The organism is Thermococcus radiotolerans (genome assembly GCF_002214565.1).
Lineage (GTDB): Archaea > Methanobacteriota_B > Thermococci > Thermococcales > Thermococcaceae > Thermococcus > Thermococcus radiotolerans.
The window spans coordinates 815,182-833,190 of sequence record NZ_CP015106.1 but is presented as its reverse complement, the minus strand read 5'-3'; the positions used below and the strand labels follow the sequence as shown (position 1 = coordinate 833,190).

The 18,009-nt window shown below is 56.0% G+C and carries 17 protein-coding genes; 8 read left to right on the top strand and 9 right to left on the bottom strand.

Going from position 1 to position 18,009, the window contains the following annotated elements; translation table 11 throughout:
- The first annotated feature begins 21 nt into the window (after positions 1-21).
- The 3 genes from A3L10_RS04500 to A3L10_RS04490 all read left to right on the top strand — a co-directional run bounded on the left by A3L10_RS04500 (position 22) and on the right by A3L10_RS04490 (position 1,836).
- Entirely contained in the window at positions 22-729 is a 708-nt protein-coding gene (locus tag A3L10_RS04500) for a PrsW family intramembrane metalloprotease (protein WP_088866581.1), read from the top strand.
- Positions 726-926, top strand: a complete 201-nt coding sequence (locus A3L10_RS04495) for a hypothetical protein (RefSeq protein WP_088866580.1) — start codon at positions 726-728, stop codon at positions 924-926. The genes A3L10_RS04500 and A3L10_RS04495 overlap by 4 nt, the downstream gene beginning before the upstream one ends.
- Positions 927-1,032: 106 nt before the next feature.
- Positions 1,033-1,836 carry a hypothetical protein gene (locus tag A3L10_RS04490; RefSeq protein ID WP_088866579.1) on the top strand — a complete coding sequence of 268 codons (804 nt, stop codon included), beginning with the start codon at positions 1,033-1,035 and terminating at the stop codon, positions 1,834-1,836.
- Positions 1,837-1,847: 11 nt separating this feature from the next.
- On the opposite strand, the gene A3L10_RS04485 is transcribed toward A3L10_RS04490, so the two are convergent.
- The 4 genes from A3L10_RS04485 to A3L10_RS04470 are packed head-to-tail and all read right to left on the bottom strand — an operon-like array spanning position 1,848 to position 4,708.
- Positions 1,848-2,549, bottom strand: coding sequence for a hypothetical protein (locus tag A3L10_RS04485; RefSeq protein ID WP_088866578.1), 702 nt, complete (start codon positions 2,547-2,549; stop codon positions 1,848-1,850).
- Entirely contained in the window at positions 2,528-3,199 is a 672-nt protein-coding gene (locus tag A3L10_RS04480; protein WP_088866577.1) for a hypothetical protein, read from the bottom strand. The genes A3L10_RS04485 and A3L10_RS04480 overlap by 22 nt, the downstream gene beginning before the upstream one ends.
- A 41-nt stretch (positions 3,200-3,240) precedes the next feature.
- Positions 3,241-3,987, bottom strand: a complete 747-nt coding sequence (locus A3L10_RS04475) for a glycerophosphodiester phosphodiesterase family protein (RefSeq protein WP_088866576.1) — start codon at positions 3,985-3,987, stop codon at positions 3,241-3,243.
- Entirely contained in the window at positions 3,971-4,708 is a 738-nt protein-coding gene (locus A3L10_RS04470; RefSeq protein ID WP_088866575.1) for a glycerophosphodiester phosphodiesterase family protein, read from the bottom strand. Before A3L10_RS04470 ends, A3L10_RS04475 begins: the two co-directional genes overlap by 17 nt.
- Before the next feature lie 87 nt (positions 4,709-4,795).
- On the opposite strand from A3L10_RS04470, the gene A3L10_RS04465 reads away from it, so the two are divergent.
- The 3 genes from A3L10_RS04465 to A3L10_RS04455 all read left to right on the top strand — a co-directional run bounded on the left by A3L10_RS04465 (position 4,796) and on the right by A3L10_RS04455 (position 8,392).
- Positions 4,796-6,121: an SLC45 family MFS transporter gene (locus A3L10_RS04465; protein ID WP_088180016.1), complete on the top strand. Its 1,326-nt coding sequence runs from the start codon at positions 4,796-4,798 to the stop codon at positions 6,119-6,121.
- Positions 6,122-6,214: 93 nt separating this feature from the next.
- Positions 6,215-7,519: an MFS transporter gene (locus tag A3L10_RS04460; RefSeq protein ID WP_088866574.1), complete on the top strand. Its 1,305-nt coding sequence runs from the start codon at positions 6,215-6,217 to the stop codon at positions 7,517-7,519.
- A 3-nt stretch (positions 7,520-7,522) separates the two neighbouring features.
- The gene (locus A3L10_RS04455) at positions 7,523-8,392 is read left to right on the top strand and encodes an alpha/beta hydrolase (RefSeq protein ID WP_088866573.1); all 870 of its coding nucleotides are present in this window, start codon (positions 7,523-7,525) and stop codon (positions 8,390-8,392) included.
- Positions 8,393-8,410: 18 nt separating this feature from the next.
- On the opposite strand, the gene A3L10_RS04450 is transcribed toward A3L10_RS04455, so the two are convergent.
- The 5 genes from A3L10_RS04450 to A3L10_RS04430 form a co-directional block, all read right to left on the bottom strand.
- Positions 8,411-9,640, bottom strand: a complete 1,230-nt coding sequence (locus A3L10_RS04450) for an ABC transporter permease (RefSeq protein WP_088866572.1) — start codon at positions 9,638-9,640, stop codon at positions 8,411-8,413.
- Positions 9,637-10,527 carry an ABC transporter ATP-binding protein gene (locus A3L10_RS04445; RefSeq protein ID WP_088866571.1) on the bottom strand — a complete coding sequence of 297 codons (891 nt, stop codon included), beginning with the start codon at positions 10,525-10,527 and terminating at the stop codon, positions 9,637-9,639. The genes A3L10_RS04450 and A3L10_RS04445 overlap by 4 nt, the downstream gene beginning before the upstream one ends.
- A gap of 239 nt (positions 10,528-10,766) precedes the next feature.
- Complete coding sequence (tmk, locus tag A3L10_RS04440) at positions 10,767-11,390, bottom strand: dTMP kinase (RefSeq protein ID WP_088180021.1); 624 nt, start codon at positions 11,388-11,390, stop codon at positions 10,767-10,769.
- 102 nt (positions 11,391-11,492) lie between these two features.
- Positions 11,493-12,200 carry a phosphohexomutase domain-containing protein gene (locus tag A3L10_RS04435; protein WP_088180022.1) on the bottom strand — a complete coding sequence of 236 codons (708 nt, stop codon included), beginning with the start codon at positions 12,198-12,200 and terminating at the stop codon, positions 11,493-11,495.
- Between the two features lie 10 nt (positions 12,201-12,210).
- Complete coding sequence (locus A3L10_RS04430; RefSeq protein ID WP_088866570.1) at positions 12,211-13,296, bottom strand: sugar phosphate nucleotidyltransferase; 1,086 nt, start codon at positions 13,294-13,296, stop codon at positions 12,211-12,213.
- 226 nt (positions 13,297-13,522) lie between these two features.
- Here A3L10_RS04430 and A3L10_RS04425 point away from each other — a divergent pair, with 226 nt between their 5' ends.
- Both A3L10_RS04425 and malP read left to right on the top strand, forming a co-directional pair.
- Positions 13,523-15,400 (top strand): phosphoenolpyruvate carboxykinase (GTP), encoded by a 1,878-nt coding sequence (locus tag A3L10_RS04425; protein ID WP_198362084.1) that lies wholly within the window; start codon positions 13,523-13,525, stop codon positions 15,398-15,400.
- A gap of 97 nt (positions 15,401-15,497) precedes the next feature.
- Positions 15,498-17,996 carry a maltodextrin phosphorylase gene (malP, locus tag A3L10_RS04420; protein ID WP_088866569.1) on the top strand — a complete coding sequence of 833 codons (2,499 nt, stop codon included), beginning with the start codon at positions 15,498-15,500 and terminating at the stop codon, positions 17,994-17,996.
- Positions 17,997-18,009: the final 13 nt, after the last annotated feature.

Sequence of the window (18,009 nt, the reverse complement as noted above, 5' to 3'; positions counted from 1 at the left end):
TTTCTTTTGGTGAAGTGAGGCATGGATTTCCTCAGTGCTATAGTGTTCTTCGCATACGCTCCAGCTCTGGTGATACTCTGGTACTTCTATCACGCCGACAGGTACGAGCCCGAGCCCCGGAGGTACGTCATAGGGACCTTCCTGCTGGGGGCAACGGTCTCAGTCGGCATAGCGTACATGATAGAGAGCGTCCTGACGCTGGGGGGAGCCGTCACCCCAGTTCTTCCGACGACGGCTTTCTACGTGGCGATGGTTGCCGGAATCGTTGAGGAGCCGGCAAAGGCCCTGGCCGTCAGGTGGCCGTTCAAAGCCGGTCAGATGGACGGCATAATGGACGGTCTCGTCTACGGCGTTGCCGCTGGACTGGGCTTCGCTGCAACTGAGAACTTCCTCTACGGGCTGGGATACGGTGTCTCAGTGACCATCGTGAGGGCGTTCCTGACGCCGTTCGCCCACGGTGCCTGGAGCGCGGTGATAGGTGTTGGCTACGGAATGAAGGCCGAGGGGAAGATAGACTCTGTCACGCCGTACTTCCTCCTCGCGATGCTCCTCCATTTCATCTGGGACTACTACGCCTTCCTGAGCCGCGAGGTTCCGGCATACAACATCATCCTCATACTGCTCATACTCGTGAACCTCGCGATACTCCGCTACTTCCTGATAATGGGTCAGGCCGAGGACGTCGGCCGGCTCTGGTATTACTGGTTCAAACGGAGGGATGAGATGTGAAGCTGGAAGAGGCCCTGTTTGAAGCGAGGCCGTACGCGGAATACTATGAGAGGCTCGAAAATCTAGTAAAACGTCTCTGGGACGAATCCGTTGATGAAAAGGACTTTCTCCAACGCCTTCGTGAGGAGATAGAGCGCGCCGAAGAGCCGTTTAAGACCGACCTGCGGATATTCCTTCAGAAGTTCGAGGCGCTCTGAGCTTTCCACTTTTTGTTGACTCTTTTTGATGGTATGCAAAATCTGAATAGGAAAAGTATTTAAGTCCACTTACGCACATTCTAATGAAACCACGGGAGGTAGTACCATGAGGAGGGTTATGGCCCTTTTGCTGGTTGGTCTCATAGCGCTGGCAAGTGGATGCATCGGGGAGAACGTTGATCTGACCAAGGAGAAGGTTTTGAACGCCATTGAGAACATTGAGACGGCCAAATATGGCCAGAACTTCTCAATGACCATGCACTTCGTTGATCCGGGGACAAACAAGACCGTCAACATAACGATGTCCGGTCGTGTCATCGGGATGTTCAACAAGACCGCCGGCCTGGAAAAGGGCAACATGAGCATAAAGACGCACACCATGGGGATGGACATCAACTTTGACTGGCCGTACTTCGTCAACGGCACCAGCACGTACATCAACGTGGATGGAAAGTGGTACCGCGTCTCCAGCAATGATACCATCTACTCCCAGGCGAAGGGTTCACTCAACGTTGCCTACATCGAGAACCTCCTGAAGAGGAAGAACGTGACCATCAAAAAGTTAGCCAGCGGATACGCCTTCCGGGTCAACATTACCTTCTGGGAGTTCGTTAACGCCACCAACCAGACCAGCTATCTCAATGAGGCCTGGGGAACTCTCCCCGGCAACGTGACCGTGGACACGAAATCCGGGTGGGTTGAGGTTCACCTCAGGGACGATGGAACACCGGTCTTCATGGAGACGTACATGGATATTGTAATGACGATAACCGCAATCTCCGAGGAGCCTGTGGGAGTTCGCATGACGGTTCACGAGGAGGTCAGGCTCTCGGACGTGAACAAGCCGGTGCATATAGCGGCTCCTAATGGAATAGAGAACGTCAGCAACTTTGATGAAATGTTCTGGTGAGAACATCGCCGTTATTTTTTCTCTTCTTCCTGTTTGCCACCGAACACCCACCACAGGAGGAAGGGGGTTCCCAGCACAACGCCCCACGTCGCCAGGAAGCCCGACAGGTCGTGGAAGCTTCCGGGTGTATACGAAGGCCCCGCCCGCACCATGATGTCCAGCTCCGCCCACAGCCTCGTCTCGTTTTCGATTCCCTCAATGCTTCCGCGATTTCTCTCCATAACTCCCGTGAGGATTTCTCTACTCTCGGGTGAGAGTTCATCCAGGTGGGCGGATATTATCCGGTTCTCTCTTTCAAATCTGAGAATTCTCTTGGCGCAGAAATCGGAGTTGTTGTGATACGCCGCCACCCATCCATTCTCTCCACTTTTCTCCACAATCCTATCAACATCCTTGAGGGCGACCCTGCCAGTCATTCTTATTATCCTTTCCCTGGGCCTCGAAACCGCGATCCTTATTTTCTCCTCCCTGAGAAACTCCTCCAGCCTTGCGGCATCCTCCCGGTCCCTCACCGTGACGTATATGTCCACCATGTTGCAGAGCCCGTACCACGCGGCGTTTTCTTCCCCGACCCTCTCAAGTTCGTCCATTGCAGAGACCTGTTCACGGGCCAGGGACGTCTCCCTGTAGTAGGTGCCGACGAATATTGAGCCTAGGACTATGAAAATCACGAACGGAGTCACCGCGAGTATCAGAGCCTTCTTTCCCTCCATACCATCACCAGCCCGGCAATTCCCGTGAGAATGACACCTGTCCACAGGGCCGCCATCAGGGGTGCGTTGCTCTCCGTCTTTACGGGATACATCAGGATGACGTGGGCGAACGTTGCGTTGCAGATCGGCTCTTTCTGCCTCAATCCGAGGAGCGCCTCCAACTCGATGGTGCGGTTGTGGATGAACTCCTTCTCGGTGGGATCATCAATCAGGCCCTCCAGCTCGCGGTAGGCTTCCAGCTCCTTTTCCAGCCGTTCCCGGTCCAGCTTGATAGGCTTCAGTTCAATGTTTTCCCAGGGATGACATGTGTTCGGAAGGGCGTAGTAAAACTCGCTCTTGTTAAAGACCACGACATCGGTTTCGTCGTAGCCATTGGTGAGTTCTATCGAGAAGTGTGGAAACTTATCGAGCGCCATTATGGTTCTGTTCAGCTCCCAATCGGAGCGAATGTGACACGTGACGAGAACCCTTTCAGCTGGCACACATAGATAGGGCTTCGTTACGTTGTGCTCCTCAAGCTCCTCCGTGAAGTCCTCTAGGTTGGGATACACGCTCAGCTTGGGGGGAGGAGCGTACCTCTCCGGCGGTACCATTGCAGCAGTCAGCATCAGAGCGATGGCCGTGAGAATTAGAATCGAACCCCACCGCATATCCCCACCATTTGAAGTAAAGAAGGGAACCTTAAAAATCTTTACCTGAGCCCAAGCGTTTTAAGATACCCCAACATCTTTTCCACATCGTTCGTTATGACGACGTCGAACAGCCCCCTGAGCTTGGCCAGGTTGTCGTCCCGGTAGAACAGAACGTCGTTCTCGGCCCAGAGCACCACCCTGAGGCCGAGGGAGCGTGCCCAGTGGAGGGCCTGAACAGTCTTTTCGAACCCGATGAGGGGTATCGCCTCCATGGGGACGTTTATCGACCAGAGGTTAAGCTCCCCTTTCAGCTGTGGAATAAGGGGGACAACTTCTTCGCGGTCTATCAGCAGTCCCATCACGGTCTCTTTGTCGTGCTTTCTGTACTCCCTGAGCGCGTCTATGATGAAGGAGGACACCATGACCCTCTCAGGGCCGTTCTGAGCCACTATTTTAGCGACCTCCCCTGCCGCATCGGTGTCCTTGAGCTCGATGTTGATTAGGGCATCCTCGGGGAGGGCCTCAAAAACCTCCTCAAGCGTCGGGATTCTTTCGCCCATGCCTATGTCCGCCTTCTTCAGCTCCTCCACCGTCATGTTCTTCTGGTTTCCGCTCATGTTGCTCGTTCTGTCTATGCTCTCGTCGTGCATGACGATGACCTTTCCGTCCCTGGTCAGCCATACGTCCAGCTCGATTCCATCCGCACCTGTCTCTATGGCCTTTCTGAAGGCCAGGAGACTGTTCTCGGGGTAGGCGCTCATGTACCCCCTGTGTCCAAGGACGATAACCCTATCGCGTTCCCACATCTCCATCGCCTCCTTCCGATAGGTCTCTGACGTAAAAACCTTTCCTCAGCCTCGCGGGATCATCGGAGATAACCGCATCAGCCAGGGGCAGGAGCCTGGGAACCCAGGCCAGCTCGTTCATCCTGTAGTTCCAGATGTAGACCTTCAGTCCGCGCCTCCTGAGGGTTCGTAGGAGGACCACCAACGGTCGATAGCCGATGTATGAGACCGCGTCTATCGGAACGTGGATTGAGCTCATGCCTCCGAGGCGCGGTATCCAGGGAACCGAGGAATACCCGACTATCGAGAGTCCTACCCTGCATTCTGGACATTCCCTCAGGATGGTCTTCACTATCTCTGGATTCTCGGAGGAGAACACCGTGTTTTCAAGGGCTCTATGCTCTTCAACGAGTTTTAGGATTCCCTCAACGGCTTCAATCTCCTTGACGTCGGCGTTTAGGAAGACATTCGGAAATGAGCGGAGAACCTCCTCGACAGTTGGAACCAGCCTTCCGAGGGGGTGCAGCTTCCACAGCTCCCTCAGGCTCAGTGCCCTTAGCCTGTACCGCGAGCCGTCCGCGTAGAAGGAGTCGTCGTGGTGTACCACCAGCTTTCCATCACTGGTTAACCTGATGTCGAACTCTATTCCATCGGCGTATTTGAGCGCCCTCCTGAATGCTGGGAGGGTGTTTTCGAGCCTTCCCCTGAACCCCCTGTGCCCCAAGACCTTCGGTTGCTTCATCCCCGGTCCCTACTCACCTGGAGACCGAAAATCCTTATAAACTCAGCGGTTTAGTTCATTGAGGACTAAAATAGTAGGGTGATGAACATGGTAGAGTTCAAGTACAGCAGGATATTCCTCCTCGGTTTTGGCTTTTTTGGAATAAGCATAATATGGGCGCTGTACAACGCCTACGTGCCGATATTCCTGCAGGACACCTTCCACCTCAGCAAGACGGTGACCGGCTTCATAATGACCATCGACAACCTGTTCGCGGTCCTGCTGCTCCCGTTCCTAGGCGCACTGAGCGATATGACGCGGACGAGGCTGGGGCGTAGGAAGCCCTACATCCTCCTGGGTGCCCCCTCTGCAGCGATAATGTTTGCGCTCATACCGATTTCGAGGATGTATGAAAGCCTCGCCCTCTTCATGGGAACAATAATCTTCATGAACTTCTTCATGGCACTGTTCCGCTCCCCGGTCGTTGCCTTTATGCCCGACATAACCCCAAGCGAAAAGCGCTCCCAGGCCAACGGGATAATTAACTTCATGGGTGGCCTTGGAGCCCTGCTGGCCTACTTCGGCGGCAAGGCCCTCTACGACATGAACTACGCCTACCCGTTCTACCTCGGCGCCGCCATAATGCTCCTGGCCAACCTTCTTGTCGTTCTCTTCGTCCCCGAGCCGGAAGAGTACCGCGTCCCGGGAAAGAAGCTCAACATACGGAAGCTCCTCGCCGAAACCTCCCACAAGAGCTTCGGCGAGCTCAAGGATAACCTCAAGGACGTCTTCGCCAGCCACGAGAGGAGCCTGCTCGCGATTCTCCTTGCTATATTCCTCTGGTTCATCGCCTTCAACTCCCTAGAGACTTTCTTCACTAGCTACGCCAAGTACTACCTCGGCATCGAGGAGAGCACGGGAGCATTTATGCTCGGGCTGTTCTCCCTGAGCTTCATGATATTCGCGATTCCCGCGGGCTTCATAGGTGCCAGGCTGGGCAGGAGGAGAACCATAACCCTCGGCCTTATAATAATCATAGGAATATTAGTGGGAGCGTACCTCGTCGGCGAGGGTCAGAAACCGGAATCCAGCTCCCTCTCGGACCCTGTAGTCATGACGTTCATGGGGCTGTTCTTCGTAGGCGGCATGGGCTGGGCGATGGTCAACGTGAACTCCCTGCCGATGGTCGTTGACATGACGACCGAGGAGAAGCTCGGCGGCTACACGGGACTCTACTACTTCTTCAGCCAAGCGGCAAACCTCGTCGCGCCCCCGCTGGCCGGAGCATTCCTTGACCTCATCGGCTACAGGACGCTGATACCGTTCTCAATAGCCTTCTTCATCCTGGCGGCCATAGCGATGCAGTTCGTCAGGCGTGGAGACATCGTCCGGCGTAAGGGAGAAGCACTGGACTACGTTCCGGACATGGACTGATGCCCTTTCATTTTTTACAGTTTTTAGCCCTTTGAACCGAAAACGTAAAAACTTCCTTTTGACATAACGGTGTCAAAATAAGGGGGTGGAACCATGAAGGGGAAGGGATTCAAATGGGGCACCGTTCTGGGCCTTGCCCTGCTCGGGTTCAGCAGGAGCACCGGCTGGGCTCTCAACAAAGGTCTGTCTTTCCCTCTGCTCTCCAGTTACACCGGTTCGGCCTTCATTAAGGGAACGATTTTGGCCGTTGAGGGTTTCATCGGTCTGTTCGTCCCGGTTCTCCTCGGCTATTACAGCGATACGCTTAAATCAAAGCACGGACGGAGAAGGCCATTCATAATGACCGGCGGAGTTCTCGCCGGCATCGCGGCGCTCATGATATACGGTTCCTACGTCATGGAGGCACCCCTGTGGGGCTTTGCGCTGGTTCTGGGATTCTTCTACCTCTCGATGCACCTCTACACCGCCCAGTACCGCGCCCTGATGCCCGACACGATTGAGAGCGGTCACCGCGGAAAGGCCAGCGGCGTTATAACACTCCTCGAATGGGCCGGCAACCTCTTCCTCTTCGGTCTGGCGGGGTTCCTGATAGCGAAGGCCGTGGCCGAGACCGGGGAGAGCGAGGGAATAAAGGCACTGGCCCAGACGACCTACCTCAAGGTTCCGTTCCTCGTAACCGCGGCGTTCCTGGTAGGTGCGGCGCTCTTCGTGTACTTCATTGTCAAGGAGCCCGAAGCGCCGGAGATCATGGAGGATGAGAGCCTCTGGGACTATCTCAAAAGCATCGTCGAGAACCGCGATTTTCTCAAGTTCTACGCCGCTCAAACACTCTGGTGGATGAGCTTTGAGTTCATAGCCATCTTCCTCTACGGCATACTCGCCTACATACTGTACGGCTCGGCGAGCGAGGAGAACATAAAGGCGGTGACCTCCCTGGGCCTCTACCTGATGGCCCTCTTCAACGTTACGGTTCTCCTGGGGGCACTGCCCGGGGGAATAATCTACGACAGGCTCGGGAGGCGCCTCAGCATAGTCCTCGGCGGCGTTATCTTTGCCCTGCCCCAGCTGTGGGGGTGGTTCGTGACGAGCAGAACCGAGATAGTGATCGCCCTCGGGCTGGCGGGTGTGGGATGGGGAATTCTGATGGCGGCCTCGTACCCGGTAATCGGCGACCTGCTGACCCGCTTCGAAAAGGAGGCCTTCACCGGCAGGTACTACGGCTTCTTCGAGGCCACCCGCGCCCTGCCGCTTCTCCTCGCGGGAGTCCTGGGTGGCGCTATAGTTGATCTGACCGGGGAGAACTACAGGGTTCTCTTCCCCATCGGGGCCCTGATGGTTCTCCTCGCGATGCCCATGATATGGCGCATGCGGAACCTGGACGTGACCGCGGAGGGTTGAGGCATGACCTGGGTTGGCATTTTTATCATTGTTCTCCTTGTTTTTCTTGCCTTTTCGGCCTTCGTTGCCTACAAGATGATAACGCCGCCCCGTCTCCTCGGGGATTGGACCCCAAAGGACCTCGGCTTCGATTATGAAGAGGTTACCTTCGAAACGGAGGACGGCCTGAAGCTGAGGGGCTGGTGGGTGGACAACGGAAGCGATAAGACCGTTCTCCCGCTCCACGGCTACACCGCGAGCAGGTGGGAGAAGCTGTACATGAGACCGACGATAGAGTTCCTCCTCAGAGAGGGCTACAACGTTCTGGCCTTTGACTTCCGGGCCCACGGAAAGAGCGAAGGAAAGTACACAACGGTCGGCGACAGGGAGCTGCTCGATGCCAGGGCGGCCATAGCGTGGCTGAGGGAGAACCACCCCGAACGCGCCCAGAGGATAGGGCTTGTAGGTTTCTCCATGGGTGCCATAGTCACGATACGCTCCCTCGCCGAGGTCGAGGGAATCTGCTGCGGCGTTGCCGACAGTCCGCCCATGTACCTCGACAGAGCTGGTGCCAGGGGACTCAGATACTTTGCAAAGCTCCCCGAGTGGCTCCACCTCTTCGTCAGGCCGCTCACGAAGCTCTTCAGCGGTGGGAAAGAGGTCCATCCCATAGAGTACGCCGAGAGGGTCAGAAAACCCCTCCTTCTCATAGCGGGGGAGAAAGACCCGCTGGTGATGGTCGACGAGGTCAGGGAGTTCTACGAGAAAAACAGGGAGATAAACCCGGACGTTGAGCTCTGGGTTACCGATGCCCCCCACGTGAGGACGATAAAGCTCCACCCGGAGGAATGGAAAGGGAAAGTGGGGGAGTTCCTCGGGAAGTGGATGGGTTAGCTGGCTTTTCTTTATTCCTCATTCAAGCCTCTTCACCGCCCAGTTGTAGAGGAGTATCGCTATCAGGAGCATTCCAAAGGCGCTCACGGCGACCCAGACAACGTCGGGCAGGACTTCGCTTGTCGGCCTGTGGTAGAGCTCCAGCAGGCGGAGGCTCTTCAGCGCAGTTCCGAGTGGGAAGTAGTTCGCTATGGGCTTCGCCCACTCCGGCAGTATGCTCGCCGGGATGACGATGCCGGCTAGGAAAAGCAGGGGCATCGAGATGAGGTTGACTATCGCGTTCGTTGCTTTTATGCTCCTCGTGCCCATGGCTATCGCCAGCCCGAGGCTCATTGAGAAGACCGCCGCGAGGAATATTATGAGCCAGCCGAGGGCGCTTGGAAAGACGGTCTCCCCGAAGACCAGCTTTGCGTAAACTATTCCAATGACTATGCTCACGGTTATGACGATGAAGGTCGAGAGCATCTTTCCAATTAGGAAGTCCCAGGCAGTTGCAGGCGAGGCCGCTATGCGCCTCAGCGTTCCGTGCTCTATCTCCTCAAGAGTCCCGGAGCCTATCATGAGCATCGTGGCGAAGAGGAACTGAATCCCGATGAAGCTCGTGACGTAGAACTGAATAGCGGAGGGTGCTTCTCCCTTCACTTCCCTCTCCTCCAGCTCGAGTGGATTCGTGAGTCCGAGCATATACCTTTCGAGGTCAGCCACCGTGAAGTTCCCCATTGCATCCGCTGGAACGTAGTTCTCCATGTAGCTAAGGGTGATGTTCAAGCGCCTTTCGGTCATCTCCTTCTCAAACTCGGAGAAGAAGCCCTTGATGACGCCGCTCACTATCTGGTAGTTCTGGGGGTCGCTCCTGTCGAAGTAGGCGTAGACCTCTGCCTGCAGACCGCTCGAAACGTTCTCTCCGAAGCCCCTTGGAAAGACCAGGAGAACATCGATTCTTCCGGTTCTGACGGCATCTACCCCAGCGCTCTCGTGGGGGTACCTCCTGACCTTAAAAACGTGGACACCCTCCATCGTCACGTTTTCCATCACGTTAACGATGTCCGCCGCGGTGAAGGGGGCACTCTCGTTGAAGTAGACGACGCCGACGTCGACGGTTATCGGTGGGTTGTGGCCGCCCCATATTCCCCCTAGCAGGGTGATCCACATGAGCGGAAAGACAAATATCCAGAAGAGCGCCATCCTCTCCCTTCTCGTCTCCCTCAAGTCCTTGCCGATTATGGCCTTGATGGCTCTGGCCTTCATTCCAACCCCCTCCCCGTGAGCTTCAGGAAAACGTCCTCGAGGGTCGGCTCTTCAACCCTTATCGTCCTTATCTCGCTTCCCGCTTCAACGAGCAGTTCGACGACCCTCGGCAGGGCGGTCTTTGCTTCCTCCACGCCAATCCTGAGCGTCCCCTCGCGCTCTATCGTCCTCGGGAACTCCTTTCTCACGAGTTCAGTGCCCTTCAAAATGCCTTCGACGTGTATCACGCTTCCCTCCCCCGCCAGCGACTTCAGCTCGTCCGGGGTCCCGACGGCTATCACCCTTCCCTCGTTCATTATCGCCACCCTGTCCGCTAATGCCTCCGCCTCCTCCATGTAGTGGGTCGCCAGGAGTACCGTCCGCCCCTCCTTGCGGAGTCTCATGATCAGGCTCCAGAGCTCCCTCCTCGACGGCACATCGAGTCCGGCGGAAGGTTCGTCGAGGATTAGGAGTCTCGGCTCGTAGAGGAGTGCTATCGCCAGATTGAGGCGTCTCTTAAAGCCGCCGCTCAGCTCCCTGGCTTTCTTCTTCGCGGGCAGGGAGAACTCCAAAATGAGCTTCTTCACCCGTTCTCTCGGTGCATCGTAGAGGTCGGCGTAAAAGCGCAGGTTCTCCTCCACGGTTAAGAGGTCGTAGGCCACACTCGCCTGGGGCGCGTAGCCGATCAGTCTGGCGGTCCTCTTTGAGAGAGGCTCACCGAAGACCACTATCTCACCGGAGTCGTAGCCCAGCCCCTCGGCCAGAATCCTTATGAGCGTCGTCTTTCCGGCCCCGTTCGGCCCCAGGAGCGCGAAAACCTCGCCCTCCTCGACCGTGAGGTCTATTCCCTTCAATGCCAAAAAGTCCCCGTAACTCTTCTTCAGTCCCCTAATCTCAAGGGCTCTCATCGGCTCACCCAGTCTCTATTTGGGCGTCATGTGATATAAACCCTCAAGAAATTCTGAGATTCAGAACGGCCTCGGCTAACCCTCTTCTCCTCACCGCTCAGCGTGGCTAACGCTCGTCATCGGCCTGAGGGAGTTGATGCCAAGGTTTTAAAAAGAATCCGTCGAGGAAGGAAGGGGGATGAAGAGCGTTTACCGGTCGGATCGCTACCGGATGAAGAGACTGGCACTGGCCGACCCCATCACTTCTTGAAGAGTTCGTGCTCAACCAGCGCGACTATATCGTTGTGGATGTCCTCCACGCTGGCCAGGGCGTTAACTATCCTCATCTCGGGGAAGCGCTCGGCTAACTTTAGGTAGTTCTCGCGCACCTTCTTCTGGAGCTCCGCTATTTTATCGAACTCCGTCTTTATGCTCCGCCCGTTTATGCGCTTCATGCTCTCCTTGACGGGCAGATCGAGGAGAATCACAAGGTCGGGCCGTATCGCGAAGCGGTTCAGGTCGATCAGCCACTCAAGGTCCAATCCCCTTGCCCACTGGTAGGCTAGGGAAGAGTAGAAGTAGCGGTCCGAGATTACGACCTTTCCAGCTTCGACGGCCGGTTTTATCAGCTTGCTGACGTGCTCCGCCCTGTCGGCGGCGAAGAGAAGCGCCTCGGCCTCGTGGCTTATTCTGGCGCCATCGATTATACCCTCACGTCCTCCGGTGAGAACCAGTTTCCTTATCAGCTTTCCAAAGGCGGTATCCGTTGGCTCCTTTGTGAGAACGACTTCGTAGCCTTTTTCCTCAAACCACTCCGCCAGAAGCCTTGCCTGGGTTGATTTACCGGCGCCATCGATGCCTTCCATGACTATGAATGCTCCCACAGACGTCACCCCCAAAATGAACGGAAGATTATAATGAGCCCTACCCTTTTAACGCTTTTCTCTTAAAGATTTTTGAGAGGGTTTAAAAGGGAGGGCAAAAATTCAAAGGTTCTTCTTCATGTGGTCCAAGAGCTTCCACATGCTTCCGAACTCGAACTCCTCCCCGTCCTTGTAGAACTCAACGATGCCCTCGGGCCTAAAGCGCAGTCCAAAGTCGTAGTCTCCCTTCTGGAGTTTGTGCATAAAGACTTCCTTGGGCTTCGGCGGGAGATAACTCGTCATCATGTCGTTTATCAGCTCGACCTCGAAGCCGAAGTGGTCGCTCATGCGTGGGAAGAACAGCACCGCCGGCGTGTTCATGGCGTCAACGAGGGCCTTGGCCTCAACGCGGAAGTTGTAGTACTTGAAGACCTCGTGGAGGAAGTCATCCAGGGCGTTGGGATAGTACACGGTCGCCCCGATATCGTTGGGCTGAGCCTCGATGAAGCTCTTGCTCTCCATTATCGCCCCTATCTCGTCGCTGTCAATACCGCTCACGTAGACGCGAACACCGCCGTAGTAGTAGACGTACGCCAGCGGAAGCCCCTTTCTATGGGCAAAGTCCTTCAGGGCTATCAGCGGAATCAGACGGACGTCCATTATGGTGGAACCGGTGCTGACGATTCCGACCACCATCGCTCGCTTCCCGTATCTGGATATCGCCCTGCCGTCCCTTCCGACTATTATCGTGCCGTGGGATATCGTTCCTATGGCCCTTCCAAGAAGGGCGAGCTCCTCAGGGTTGAACCTCTGGGAGTAGTACACTTCCACTTCCACCACCTCAATCCGGGAGTATTATACTCTCCTTACCGATCCTAGACTCCACCCAAATCTTAACGTTGGAGCCTATCTTGCTGAAGTCCTCTATGAGCGTGTTGTCACCGATAACGCTGCCGGGCTGTATAACAACGCCCTTGCCCACGTGGACGTTCTCCCCTATTATCGCCTCCTTAATCTCGGCGCCCTCCTCTATGATTGCCCCTGAAAATATCACCGAACGCTCTATTTTAACGTTTCTGCCTATCTCCACGTCGTCTCCGAGCACAGCGAAGCCCCTGACCTCCGGCCGCCTCAGGACGCAGCGCCTGCCGGTTATCAGGGCGCCCCCGTACTCCAGGTTTCCCTTGAGGCTCTCGGTTCTCAGGCCCGGCAGAACCAGTCTGCCAAGGAAGACGTCCTCAGTAGCCTGGAGGTAGCTCGACGGCCTGCCGACGTCGTTCCAGTACTCGTTGAACGGGAATCCGTAGAGGGCCAGGTCGTTCTCAAGCATCCTGGGGAACAGATCCTTGGAGAAATCGAAGTTCTTACCCTTGGGGACGAGGTCAAACGCCTCCGGCTCGAAGACGTAGATGCCGGCGTTGACGAGGTTGCTGAAGGCCTCCTCCGGCTTTGGCTTCTCCTTGAAGCGGAGTATCCGTCCATCCTCGTTTATTATCGCTATGCCGTACTGGGTCGGGTCTTCAACCCGTGAGAGGGCTATCGTTGCGAGGGCCTTTTTTTGAACGTGATAATCGTACAACGCCCCCAGGTTCAGGTTCGTGAGCACGTCGCTCGAAACGACGAAGAAGGCATCGTCCATCTCCTTAACCACCTTCTTGGTGGCACCGGCAGTTCCGAGCTTCACGTTGTCCCTGTTGGAGTAGTGTATCTGGATTCCCCACTGGCTGCCGTCGCCGAAGTAGTCCATTATGCGCTCCTTGAGGTACCCAACCAAAACGTAAACCTCATCAACTCCCGCCTTCACGAGACTCTGGACGGTGTACTCCATCAGAGGCCTGTTGAAGAAGGGTATCATGGGCTTCGGCCTGTAGACGGTCAGCGGTAGCAGCCGTGTCCCCCTGCCCCCGGCCAAAATCACTGCCTTCATTACGCGCACCACTGGACTATATCACCGCTGGTTAATATACTTTGCGCCGGAGGTAGGTAGATGAACATCGGTCACTAAATTTGGACACCGAGCACCTGTCGTTGTGACAACCAGATTCTCTGTTTCTGCAGGATTGGGGCAAGAAAAGGTCTGAATTGGGCTTTCGACTGGTCACAACGACGAAGAATTTTTAAGTTTAAATCCAACTCCCATCGGAGGCGATACTATGAACGCCTTGGAGAGGCTCGAAAGACTCCTCGACAAAGAGCAGTTTGAAAAAATCAGGGCGATAAACAATCCCGAACTCCACGAGTTTTTGGCGGAATGGATCGAATGGCTTGAGCCGGATAAGGTTTTCGTTTGCACCGATAGTGAAGAGGACGAGCACTACGTCCGCTGGAAGGCCCTCTATTACGGGGAGGAGAAGCTCCTCGAAACGCCGAACCACACCGTCCACTACGACAACTACTACGACCAGGCCAGGGACAAGACCAACACCAAGCTCCTCGTTCCCGGCGGTAAGGAGATTCCCTTCCTCAACACCAAGGACAGGGACGAGGGCCTGAAGGAGATACGTGAGCTCATGAAGGGCGTTATGCGCGGTAAGGAGCTCTTCGTGTGCTTCTTCGTCCTTGGGCCAAAGAACTCGGTTTTCACGATTCCAGCCGTTCAGCTCACCGATTCGGCCTACGTTGCCCACTCCGAGTTCATTCTTTACAGGAAAGGCTATGAGGAGTTCAAACGCCTCGGAAGGCAGGCCAGATTCTTCCGCTTCGTCCACTCAGCCGGCGAGCTCGACGAAAGGAAGACCAGCAAGAACCTCGATAAGAGGCGCATCTACATAGACCTCGTTGGTGAGACGGTTTACTCCGTTAACACCCAGTACGGAGGGAACACCATAGGCCTCAAGAAGCTCGCCTTCAGGCTTACAATTCAGAAGGCCGTTAAGGAGGGCTGGCTCAGCGAGCACATGTTCCTGATGCGCGTCAACGGCCCCAACGGAAGGAAGACCTACTTCACGGGAGCATACCCGAGCATGTGCGGGAAGACATCCACAGCTATGATAAGCTGGGAGAACATCGTCGGCGACGATCTGACCTTCATAATGCCCTTCAACGGCGTTGCTCGGGGAGCCAACGTCGAGAAGGGAGTCTTCGGTATAATTCAGGGTGTAAACCCGGAGGACGACCCAATAATATGGAAGGTTCTTCACTCGCCGGTCGAGATAATCTTCTCCAACGTTCTCATCAAGGACGGGAAGCCCTACTGGAACGAGATGGGCGTTGAGATTCCGAACGAGGGTGAGAACCACAGCGGAAAATGGTGGTGCGGGAAGAAAGACAAGGAAGGAAACGAGATACCTCCGAGCCACAAGAACGCGCGCTTTACAGTCAGCCTTGAGCACTTCCCGAACGTTGACCTGGAGGCCCTCGAAGCCCCGTGCGGTGTGGAAGTCGGCGGAATGATATTCGGCGGCCGCGACAAGGACACCTGGCCCCCGGTGAGAGAAGCTTTCGACTGGAAGCACGGAGTCGTTACGATGGGCGCCGCCCTTGAGAGCGAAACCACAGCGGCAACCCTCGGCAAGGAGGGCGTCCGTGCCTTTAACCCGATGGCCATCCTGGACTTCATGAGCGTTCCGCTGGGGGACTACATCAGAAACTACCTTGAGTTCGAGAAGAAGCTGAGGAAGGCCCCGAAGATATTTGCGGTGAACTACTTCCTCCGCGACGAAAACGGCAACTGGCTCAACCACAAGCTCGACAAGGCGGTCTGGCTCAAGTGGATGGAGCTTCGCGTTCACGGCGACGTTGACGCCATCGAGACGCCGATAGGCTACATTCCGAAGTACGAGGATTTGGCGAGGCTATTCAGAGAGGTTCTGGACAAGGAGTACACCAGGGAGGCCTACGAGAAGCAGTTCACGGTAAGGGTTCCGGAACTGCTAGCGAAGATTGAGCGCATCGAGAAGATCTACCGCGAGCAGGTTAGGGAGGTTCCGGAGGAGCTCTTCCAGGTTCTTGAGGAGGAGCGTAAGAGGCTCCTTGAGGCCAGGGAGAGGTACGGTGACTACATCAGCCCCTTCGTCCTCGAAGGGGAGTGAGCCTTTCTTCTCTTCTTTTCGTCAAACGCCGAGCGGCAAGACTTTTTAAGGTTCGCGCCGATTACGTATCACCCAAGATGATACACGGGTGGTTGCCATGGTTGAACTTGACACCTGTACCCAGGATGTAATCAGGGAGAAGCTCCCGCATCCCCTGAAGGATTTGGCGGAGCTGGCGTACAACTACTGGTGGAGCTGGAACCGGCGTGCCACAAAGCTCTGGGAGTACATAGACCCGGAGCTCTGGATGGAACACAAGAACCCGGTCAAGCTCCTTCTCGACGTTCCCCAGAGCCGCCTTCGCGAGCTTCTCAAGGATGACGATTTTATGAACCTCTACGACCTGGTCACCGAGCAGTTTGAGAGCTACATGAACCCCCAGTCCACGTGGTTCTCCACCAACTACCCCAAGTGGGACAGGCCGATAGTGTACCTGTGCATGGAGTACGGGATAAGCAGGAGCCTGCCCATTTACTCCGGAGGGCTGGGCATATTGGCCGGAGACCACGTCAAGACAGCCAGCGACCTCGGTTTGCCGTTCATCGCGATTGGCCTTCTCTACAAGCACGGCTATTTCCGGCAGGAAATCGAGAGGGACGGCAGACAGAGGGAGGTCTTTCCGGAGTACAGGCCGGGTGAGATGCCGATTAAACCAGTTCTCGGCAAGGACGGAAAGCCCCTGCTGGTGGAGGTTCCGATAGGGAATGGAATCGTTTACGCGAGGGCCTTTGAGGTCGCGGTTGGCAGGGTGAAGATATACCTCCTCGACACTGACGTACCTGAGAACGACGCTGACGACAGAACGATATGCGACTACCTCTACAACGCGGAGATAGACAAGAGGATAAAGCAGGAGATACTCCTGGGAATCGGCGGCATGAGACTGCTTAAAGCCCTAGGGATAGAACCCGGCGTGGTTCACCTCAACGAGGGACATCCGGCCTTTGCAAACCTCCAGAGGATTGCCTGGTACATGGATGAGGGCCTCACCTTCACCGAGGCGCTCAGCATAGTAAGAGGGACGACGGTTTTCACCACCCACACCCCGGTGCCGGCCGGCCACGACAGGTTCCCGATAGAGGAAGTCAGAAAGAGGTTGGCAAAGTTCCTTGAGGGCAGGGAAGAGCTTTTGGAGCTCGGCAGGGAGGACAACCAGCTGAACATGACCCTCCTAGCCATAAGAACTTCGAGCTACGTTAACGGCGTGAGCCAGCTCCACGCGGAGGTCAGCAAGCGCATGTGGAAAGACCTCTGGCCCGACGTTCCCATAGACGAGATACCCATCGAGGGCATCACCAACGGAATCCACACCATGACCTGGGTTCACAACGAGATGAGGAAGCTCTTTGACCGCTACCTCGGCAAGATCTGGCGCGAGCACACCAACCTCGAAGGCCTCTGGTACGCCGTTGAGATGATTCCCGACGAGGAGCTCTGGGAGGCGCATCTCGAAGCCAAGAGGCAGTTCATAGAGTTCCTCAGGAGGAAGGTCATGAGGCGGAACGAGCGCCTTGGAACGGACGATCCTTTACCCGATATGGACGAGAACGCGCTCATAATCGGCTTTGCCAGGCGCTTCGCAACCTACAAGCGTGCAACCCTTCTGTTCACCGACCTTGAGAGGCTGAAGAGAATCCTCAACGACCCCGAAAGACCGATTTACCTAGTCTTCGGCGGAAAGGCCCATCCGATGGACGAGGCCGGAAAGGAGTTCCTCAAACGTGTTTATGAAGTCAGCCAGATGCCCGAGTTCAGGGGCAAGATATTCGTGATGGAGAACTACGACATGGGCAGCGCTAGGCTCATGGTGGCGGGAGTTGACGTCTGGCTCAACACGCCGCGCAGGCCGATGGAGGCGAGTGGAACCAGCGGCATGAAAGCTGGACTGAACGGCGTCCTCAACGCGAGCATCTACGACGGCTGGTGGGTCGAGGGCTACAACGGCAAAAACGGCTGGGTCGTTGGCGAGGAGAGCACGGAGCCGGAGACCGAGGCCGACGATGCCAAGGACGCCGGGGCACTCTACGACCTCCTGGAGAGGGAGATAATCCCGACCTACTACGGCAACAGGGAGAGATGGATATACATGATGAAGGAGAGCATCAAGAGCATAGCGCCGCGCTTCAGCACCCACCGGATGGTCAAGGAGTACGTCGGCAGGTTTTACGCGAAGGCCATGAGTAACCACATCTGGCTCACCCGTGAGAATTACAGGGGAACCAAGGAGATAGCCGCTTGGAAGGACCGCGTCACGGCGTCGTGGGACAGCGTGGTGATAGAGGACCTCCGGGTCAGAGAAGACAGAAGCGGCTTTGATGTCACCGTGTACCTCGACGGACTTGCGCCGGAGGATGTTAGGGTCGAACTCTACTACGGAGTCAAGGCTGAGGGCTACCACGTGGAGAAGCCATACATCATCGAGCTGAGGCACCCGAAGGAGCTCGGCGGGAACCGGTGGCTCTACACCTACGAGGGAACCGCCCTGAGGCACCTCGGTGACCCCTGCTGGCACTACGCGCTCCGCGTTTACCCGCACCATGAGAAATTGCCCCACAGGTTCCTGCTTGGACTGGTTAAGTGGAGGGGCTTCGAGTAGCCCCGCTCCTTTG